Genomic DNA, 8,093 nt, shown 5'->3' with positions numbered 1-8,093 from the left:
GCAGCTGCCGCCGCGCGGCGGCCCGCGCGCCGAGCTGCCGGGCGGCGACCCGCAGCCGCGCGTGCCCAGCTGGAGCGACGAGAACGCCCAGCCGCCGCTGGGCCGTGCCTCGCTGGACACCCCGCGCGGTCACGAGGAGCCGGACGTCGCGCAGACCTCCCGGATGGCGCCGGTCGACGACCGCCAGGGTCCCGGCGCCACCGCCGAGATGCCGGCGATCCCGCGCGGTGACGAGCACCAGGTGCCGCCCGCCGGTACCGGCTACGGCCACCCGGGCGCGAACGGCCCGCAGCAGACCGGCCAGTTCGTCCGCCCGGACGTGTTCGGCACGCCCGCCGCGGGCGACCCGTCGGGCACGGGCCAGTTCCCGGCCGCCCAGCCGCAGGGCTACGACAACGGCTCCACCGGTCAGTTCGCCGCCCCGCAGGGCTACGACGGCTCCACCACGGGCCAGTCCCCCGCCCCGCAGGCGTACGACAACGGCTCGACCGGGCAGTTCCCGGCGGCCCAGCCGCAGGGGTACGACAACGGCTCCACCGGCCAGTTCCCGGCGGCCCAGCCGCAGGGGTACGACAACGGCTCCACCGGCCAGTTCCCGGTTCCGGCGCAGGACGGCTCGGCCACCGGCCGGCACGTCCTGCCCGGCGGCCGGCAGCACGGCCAGAACGACTTCGGTGCCCAGCGCGGTCCGCAGCGCGCGCAGGCCCGGCCCGGGCGTACCGAGCCGGAGGCGCTGCCGCCGGCGACCGGCCCCGGCGACGGGCGTACGCCGCTGTACGACACGCTGGAGACCAACTGGTTCCACGGCCAGCAGGGTCAGCAGACCCAGCAGGGTCAGCAGGGTCAGGCGGGCCGGCCGGCGCCGCAGGCCCGGCCCGAGCGGGCGCCGGGCAACGGCTCCGCGCCGGACCGCGCCCAGCAGCCGCAGGCTCCCTCCGGACCGCAGCGGGCGGCCTCGGCCGCCTGGCGCAGCTCGCCGAACGACGACCTCGTGAAGCAGGCCGAGCGCGTCCGCCAGCCCGCCGCAGGCGGGGTCACCACGTCCGGCCTGCCGCGCCGGGTGCCGAGGGCGAACCTCGTCCCGGGCACCGCGCAGCAGCAGCCGGTCCAGAGCGGTCCGCAGGTCTCGCGTGCTCCCCAGGACGTACGCGGCCGGCTGACCAACCTCCGTCGGGGTATCGCACAGGGCCGTCAGGCCGGTTCGGGCCAGACGGGCAGTTTCCCGAGCCCCACTCACCCGCAGGAGCGCTAGTTGAGTCAGATGAGCCAGGCGGCACAGAATCTGAACTGGTTGATCACCAACTTCGTGGACAACACCCCCGGGGTGTCCCACACCGTCGTCGTGTCCGCCGACGGCCTTCTGCTGGCGCTGTCCGAGGGCTTCCCGCGCGACCGGGCCGACCAGCTGGCGGCCGTGGCGTCGGGGCTCACCTCGCTGACGGCCGGAGCGTCCCGGATCTTCGAGGGCGGCACCGTGGCACAGACCGTCGTCGAGATGGAGCGGGGATTCCTCTTCCTCATGTCCATCTCGGACGGCTCGTCACTGGCCGTCCTGGCGCACCCCGAGGCGGACATCGGCCTCGTCGGCTACGAGATGGCCCTGCTCGTGGACCGTGCGGGCGCGGTGCTCACGCCGGACCTGCGCGCCGAACTGCAAGGCAGTCTGCTTCACTGACCGACCCAAGATCCACCCGTCTCACCAAATCACCGTCCGGCCGCCACAATCCCCCCACCGGCCCCGCTCAGACGGCTTGACTGACCGACTTGCTGTCCCGCCCGGAGGATTCATGACCCCGCCCACCGCCTCTCATGATCCGTACTCAGATCCGTACGGGGACGAGGGCGACCAGCCGCTGGTTCGTCCCTACGCGATGACCGGCGGCCGGACCCGGCCGCGCTACCAGCTCGCCCTCGAGGCCCTGATCAGCACGACGGCCGACCCGGCAGCGCTCATGGGGCTGCTTCCCGAGCACCAGCGCATCTGCCATCTGTGCCGCGAGGTGAAGTCGGTCGCCGAGGTGTCGGCGCTGCTGAACATGCCGCTCGGTGTGGCCCGGATCCTGGTCGCGGACCTCGCCGAGGCCGGACTGGTGGCCGTCCACCAGCCGGGCGGCGACGAGAACAACGGCGGTGCGCCGGACGTGACACTGCTCGAAAGGGTGCTCAGTGGACTTCGCAAGCTCTAGCGGGGCCGTCGCTCCGGGACGTTCCACCACGTCCGCGAAGATCGTGGTGGCCGGCGGCTTCGGCGTGGGCAAGACCACGTTCGTCGGCGCCGTCTCGGAGATCAACCCGCTGCGCACGGAGGCCGTCATGACGTCCGCCTCGGCGGGCATCGACGACCTCACTCACACCGGGGACAAGACGACCACGACGGTCGCCATGGACTTCGGCCGTATCACGCTCGACCAGGACCTGATCCTGTACCTGTTCGGCACACCGGGCCAGGACCGCTTCTGGTTCATGTGGGACGACCTGGTGCGCGGTGCCATCGGCGCGGTGGTCCTCGTGGACACCCGGCGGCTGGCCGACTGCTTCCCCGCGGTCGACTACTTCGAGAACAGCGGCCTGCCGTTCGTGGTGGCGCTCAACGGCTTCGACGGGCACCAGCCGTACACGCCCGACGAGGTGCGCGAGGCGCTGCAGATCGGGCCGGACACCCCGATCATCACCACCGACGCCCGGCACCGGGCGGACGCCAAGTCCGCCCTGATCACGCTGGTCGAGCACGCGCTGATGGCGCGGCTGAAGTAGCGGCCAAGTGCGCCGTGCGCGACGGCAGTTGCCGGGGCGTTCCGGCCGGCCCGACGCGGCGGGCGGAGCCGACTGTGGGCTTGGACACGGTCGGCTCCGCTGTTCATAACGTTTCGGCAGAGGAATCGGCGGGTACCGCCACGCGACGCGGTCGGGTGGTGTCGCTGCGCGCACAAAGGCCCCGTCTTTTGGCGGGGCTCGCTCTTTATGACCGTTTTATCTGCGGCCTTCCTCGCGGGGCTTCGGCGGTTCCCCATGTTTGGAAGAGCGCTGGTCCACGTGCTGGAATGCCTGAACTGCCCAATAGTCAAAGACGTACTCAGTGGTCGATGGCGATCTGGGCTCTGAGACACTGCGGCACGACGTAGGTGCCGACCGCCGAGAGGTTGTTGGTCGAGTGAGGCGAAGCAAGAACGGTCCCGAGCCGCCCGCCCGGGGCAACTTCACCCCGCCGCCGCGCGGAGCGGCGTCCGCCCCTGGTGTGCCCGGTTCGGAGCCCACGGCCGCCCCCGCTCCGAGCGGCGGCCGTTTCTCCCCGCGCAACTGGCGGGTGACGACCCGACTCAACGCGATCCTGCTCATACCCGTGCTGGTCGGCCTGGTCATGGGCGGTTTCCAGGTGAAGAGCTCGATCGACACCTGGCAGGAGGCCGAGGACGCGGAGAACACCGCGCGCCTGGTGCGGGCCTCCCTCACCTACGCCGACGCCCTCTACAACGAGCGCGACACCACCGCCGCCCCGCTGCTGCAGGGCAAGGGCCGGGACGACCAGACCGTCGCCGCCGCCCGCAAGAAGACCGACGAGGCCGCCGACGCCTTCGACGAGGCCGCGGAGAGCATGCCCTCGAAGGCGGGCCTGGAGCGCCGGCTGGAGCTGTTCCGCAAGGTCGAGCCCCAGCTGGAGGCGCTGCGCCAGGCCGCGTACACCACCCGCCTGAAGGGCGTGGAGACGCAGGAGGGCTACGTCAAGGTCGCCCACCCGCTGATGGAGATGGCCAACGAGCTCGGTCTGGGCACCGGCAACATCACCAGCTACGGCCGTACCGTCTACGCCATCTCGCTGACCAAGGCCGCCCTGTCGCTGCAGCGGTCCATCGGTATGCAGCTGCTGGTGAAGCCGGGCCCCGGCAACGGCGACTTCGCCTCCCAGCGCACCTCCCTCGCCTCGTACGCCTACCTCGAGCGCATCGCCATCGAGGAGTACATCGGCGGTGGCACCGAGGCCGACGCGGACAAGCTGGAAGCGGCCAGGAAGCAGATCCGGACCGAGGCCGCGGCGGCGGCCAGGGAAGCCATCGCGCAGGACCCGAACTACAAGGCGCCGCCGTCCGACCCGGCCAAGATGGTCGGCCTGGTCGCCGGTCTGCAGGACACCTCCCGCGCCGAGCGCGCCCGTATCGCCGCGCTGGGCGTCACCCCGGACAACTGGTGGGCGGTCAACACCCTCAAGTACGACGCCTACCGCCAGATCGAGGCCGACCTCGCCGACACGGCCGTGAACGAGGCCTCCGAGATCGCCGCCGACGCGAAGACGGACGCCTTCATCACCGGTGCCGCCGTCGTCATCGCGCTGCTGGCCGCGTTCATCCTGGCCGGCATGGTGGCCCGCCAGATGAGCCAATCGATGCGCCAGCTGCGCAACGCCGCCTTCGGCATCGCCGAGCAGCGGCTGCCGATGCTGGTCGACCAGCTCTCGCGCACCGACCCCGGCCGGGTCGACACCCGCGTCGCGCCCATCCCGATCACCTCCACGGACGAGATCGGCGAGGTCGCCCGCGCCTTCGACCAGGTGCACCGCGAGGCCGTGCGGCTCGCCGCCGAGCAGGCGCTGCTGCGGGGCAACATCAACGCGATCTTCACCAACCTGTCGCGCCGCAACCAGTCGCTGATCGAGGGCCAGCTGACCCTGATCACCGAGCTGGAGAACAACGAGGCCGACCCGGACCAGCTGGAGAACCTCTTCAAGCTGGACCACCTGGCCACCCGTATGCGCCGCAACGGCGAGAACCTGCTGGTCCTCGCCGGCGAGGAGCCCGGCCGCCGCTGGGACCAGCCGGTCCCGCTGGTCGACGTGCTGCGCGCCGCCTCCTCCGAGGTGGAGCAGTACGAGCGCATCGAGATATCCGGGGTGCCCGAGGCGGACATCCACGGCCGCGCCGTGACCGACCTCGTGCACCTGCTGGCCGAGCTGCTGGAGAACGCCACCACGTTCTCCTCCCCGCAGACCAAGGTGCGGGTCACCGCGACCCGTCTGCCCGACGGCCGCGTGATGATCGAGATTCACGACAAGGGCATCGGCCTGACCGCCGAGGACTTCGCGGACATCAACCACAAGCTGGCCAACCCGCCGACCGTGGACGCCGCGATCTCGCAGCGCATGGGCCTGTTCGTGGTCGGCCGGCTGTCCGACCGGCACGGCATCCGCGTCCAGCTGCGCCCCTCGGGCGAGCAGGCCGGCACGACCTCGCTGGTCATGCTGCCCGACGCGATCACCCACGGTGGCGGTGGCGACGGCTCGCTGGACCGCGAGGAGTTCACGGTCTCGCAGATCATTCCGGAGCAGCAGTTCCAGGGTGAGGACTTCAGCCAGCCGATGCGCACCGCGGCGGAGCTGGGCTTCGACGACAGCCGCTACACCGAGGTCCCGGACGACATCCGCGAGCTGGACCCGGTCGGCCGTTCCCTCATGCGTGAGGAGCGCCGCGCGGCGCTGGAGGCGCAGACCCACGGCCAGCAGTCCCCGGAGTCCACCGGCGAGACGGCGTACCCGGGCGACGGCTTCGACCAGCAGACCGGGCAGCACGCCTACGACGGCGGCCAGGGCGGTTACGCCGAGCAGACCGGCTACGGTCAGCAGCAGGCGTACGAGGAGCAGCAGCAGCCGTCGTACGACGACTCCTACTTCGCGCAGGACGGCGGGCTGCCGCGCAACGACGGCTTCCAGGCGACCGGCGGCTACCCGGAGCCCGCGTATGCGGAGTCCGGCCAGAGCGAGCACGCCGCGGCGCCGAACGCTGCCTCGGAGACCTACTCGGGCTTCGAAGAGCAGTCCTACCAGGCTGACTGGCAGCAGCAGGACGGTTACCAGGGCGGTTACCCGGACCAGTACGCTCCCGAAGCGGAATCTGTGCAGGCCGCTGACGCGAGTGAGCGGGACCGCGTAGGCTTCGACCGTCCGGGACCGGCTTCCCCCGCCGGGCACGAGCTGACCGACGCCGGGCTTCCGCGCCGCGGATCCACCGCGAGCGGAACCACGGGCGGCGCCGCGCAGCGCGGGAACCAGGAAACGCCGGCCCCCTCCCCGGAGAGCAACGGCGACACCGGCTGGCGCTCGGCGAACGACGAGCGGTGGCAGCAGGCCGCGCAGCTCCGGAAGCCGAAGGCGGGCGGAGTGACCTCCTCCGGCCTGCCGCGGCGGGTGCCCAAGGCCAATCTGGTCGAGGGCTCCGCGGAGTCGACCCCGCAGGGAGGCCCACAGGTCTCCCGCGCCCCCGAGGACGTCCGGGGCAGGCTGAGCAACCTGCGCCGGGGAGTGCAGCGGGGACGCACCGCAGGAAGTGAAACGAACGGCCAGGGCTTCGGTCCTGACAGCACCTACAACCAGGAGCGTTAGTGTGAGCCCGATGAGCCAGGCGGCACAGAACCTGAACTGGTTGATCACCAACTTCGTGGACAACACCCCCGGGGTGTCCCACACCGTGGTGGTCTCCGCCGACGGACTCCTTCTGGCGATGTCCGAAGGCTTTCCCCGCGACCGCGCCGACCAGCTCGCGGCCGTCGCCTCCGGTCTGACCTCGCTGACCGCCGGTGCCTCGCGCATCTTCGAGGGCGGGAACGTGAACCAGACGGTTGTGGAGATGGAGCGGGGATTCCTCTTCATCATGTCCATCTCGGACGGTTCGTCGCTCGCGGTTCTCGCCCACCCGGAAGCGGACATCGGCCTCATTGGGTACGAGATGGCCCTTCTCGTGGACCGCGCGGGCACGGTTCTCACCCCGGATCTCCGTGCGGAGCTCCAGGGGAGCCTTCTCAACTAACAGACAGACGGTGCGTTTTCGCGTCCCGGGGCCGTAAGGTTTCGGGACGCGGCTCCACAGGGATGGGTGCCCGGCACAGTCGGAGGAGGAGATAGTGGCAACACCCCCAGGCGGTTCGTCTTCGGGTAACTGGTCGTACGGCCCTGCCCAGGGCCAGCACGACGGTTCCCAGAACCGGTACAACTTCCCCTCCACCCCCAGCCACCGGCAGCCGTACGCTCCGCAGGGTCCCGGCCCCGCGCCCTACGACCAGCCGCAGGCACCGCGTATCCAGCCCGTGCAGCCGCAGCGCCGCACCCCTGAGCCGGCGCCCGCCGGGGCGTCGAACAACCACAACCCCCTGGTGCGTCCGTACGCCATGACGGGCGGCCGCACCAGGCCGCGGTACCAGCTCGCCATCGAGGCGCTGGTGCACACCACCGCGGCTCCGCATCAGATGCAGGGCCAGCTGCCCGAGCATCAGCGGATCTGCAACCTCTGCCGGGAGATCAAGTCGGTGGCCGAGATCTCGGCCCTGCTGACGATCCCCCTCGGCGTGGCCAGGATCCTCGTCGCCGACTTGGCGGAGGCGGGACTGGTCGCCATCCATCAGCCCGGCGGCGACGAGAACGCCGGTGGCCAGCCAGACGTGACACTGCTCGAAAGGGTGCTCAGTGGACTTCGCAAGCTCTAGCGGCGGTCCTTCCCGCTCCACCACCTCCGCGAAGATCGTGGTGGCGGGCGGCTTCGGCGTGGGCAAGACCACGTTCGTCGGCGCCGTCTCGGAGATCAACCCGCTGCGCACGGAGGCCGTCATGACGTCTGCTTCGGCAGGCATCGACGACCTCACCCACACCGGAGACAAGACCACGACGACCGTGGCCATGGACTTCGGCCGTATCACCCTGGACCAGGACCTCATCCTGTACCTGTTCGGCACGCCCGGCCAGGACCGCTTCTGGTTCATGTGGGACGACCTGGTGCGCGGCGCCATCGGCGCGGTGGTGCTGGTCGACACGAGGAGGCTCGCCGACTGCTTCCCCGCCGTCGACTACTTCGAGAACAGCGGCCTGCCCTTCGTCATCGCCCTGAACGGCTTCGACGGCAACCAGCCGTACACCCCCGACGAGGTCCGCGAGGCCCTGCAGATCGGCCCGGACACCCCGATCATCACGACGGACGCCCGTCACCGCGCGGACGCCAAGTCGACGCTGATCACGCTCGTGGAGCACGCGCTGATGGCGCGCCTGCGGTAGCCGGGCACTTCCGCCTTGCGGCCTCCGTTCCTCCTGTGGGAGGGATGGGGGCCGCAGTTGTTTTCGG

General features: G+C 71.0%; 7 protein-coding genes and 1 pseudogene. All 8 read left to right on the top strand.

The genetic code is table 11. The features are described from left to right. Nucleotides 1-1,252 (top strand): annotated as a pseudogene (locus AB0K92_RS15140) (hypothetical protein); the annotation flags it as partial. A gap of 9 nt (nucleotides 1,253-1,261) precedes the next feature. After that, nucleotides 1,262-1,675, top strand: a complete 414-nt coding sequence (locus tag AB0K92_RS15135; RefSeq protein WP_043504344.1) for a roadblock/LC7 domain-containing protein — start codon at nucleotides 1,262-1,264, stop codon at nucleotides 1,673-1,675. Nucleotides 1,676-1,787: 112 nt separating this feature from the next. Continuing rightward, on the top strand, nucleotides 1,788-2,186 hold the full coding sequence (locus AB0K92_RS15130; protein ID WP_043504343.1) for a DUF742 domain-containing protein: 399 nt from the start codon (nucleotides 1,788-1,790) through the stop codon (nucleotides 2,184-2,186). Then, a complete protein-coding gene (locus AB0K92_RS15125; protein WP_166002466.1) occupies nucleotides 2,167-2,754 on the top strand; it encodes an ATP/GTP-binding protein in 588 nt (195 codons plus the stop codon). The genes AB0K92_RS15130 and AB0K92_RS15125 overlap by 20 nt, the downstream gene beginning before the upstream one ends. A gap of 397 nt (nucleotides 2,755-3,151) precedes the next feature. After that, nucleotides 3,152-6,367 (top strand): nitrate- and nitrite sensing domain-containing protein, encoded by a 3,216-nt coding sequence (locus AB0K92_RS15120; protein ID WP_365922892.1) that lies wholly within the window; start codon nucleotides 3,152-3,154, stop codon nucleotides 6,365-6,367. A 10-nt stretch (nucleotides 6,368-6,377) separates the two neighbouring features. Continuing rightward, a complete protein-coding gene (locus AB0K92_RS15115) occupies nucleotides 6,378-6,791 on the top strand; it encodes a roadblock/LC7 domain-containing protein (protein WP_029385896.1) in 414 nt (137 codons plus the stop codon). A 94-nt stretch (nucleotides 6,792-6,885) separates the two neighbouring features. Continuing rightward, on the top strand, nucleotides 6,886-7,464 hold the full coding sequence (locus AB0K92_RS15110) for a DUF742 domain-containing protein (RefSeq protein WP_365922890.1): 579 nt from the start codon (nucleotides 6,886-6,888) through the stop codon (nucleotides 7,462-7,464). Beyond that, nucleotides 7,445-8,026: an ATP/GTP-binding protein gene (locus AB0K92_RS15105; protein ID WP_166002463.1), complete on the top strand. Its 582-nt coding sequence runs from the start codon at nucleotides 7,445-7,447 to the stop codon at nucleotides 8,024-8,026. The genes AB0K92_RS15110 and AB0K92_RS15105 overlap by 20 nt, the downstream gene beginning before the upstream one ends. The last annotated feature ends 67 nt before the right edge of the window (nucleotides 8,027-8,093 follow it).

The organism is Streptomyces sp. NPDC052687 (assembly GCF_040678395.1).
Taxonomy (GTDB): Bacteria; Actinomycetota; Actinomycetes; order Streptomycetales; family Streptomycetaceae; genus Streptomyces.
The sequence above is the reverse complement of the archived record's forward strand: the minus strand, read 5'-3'. Positions and strand labels throughout refer to the sequence as shown.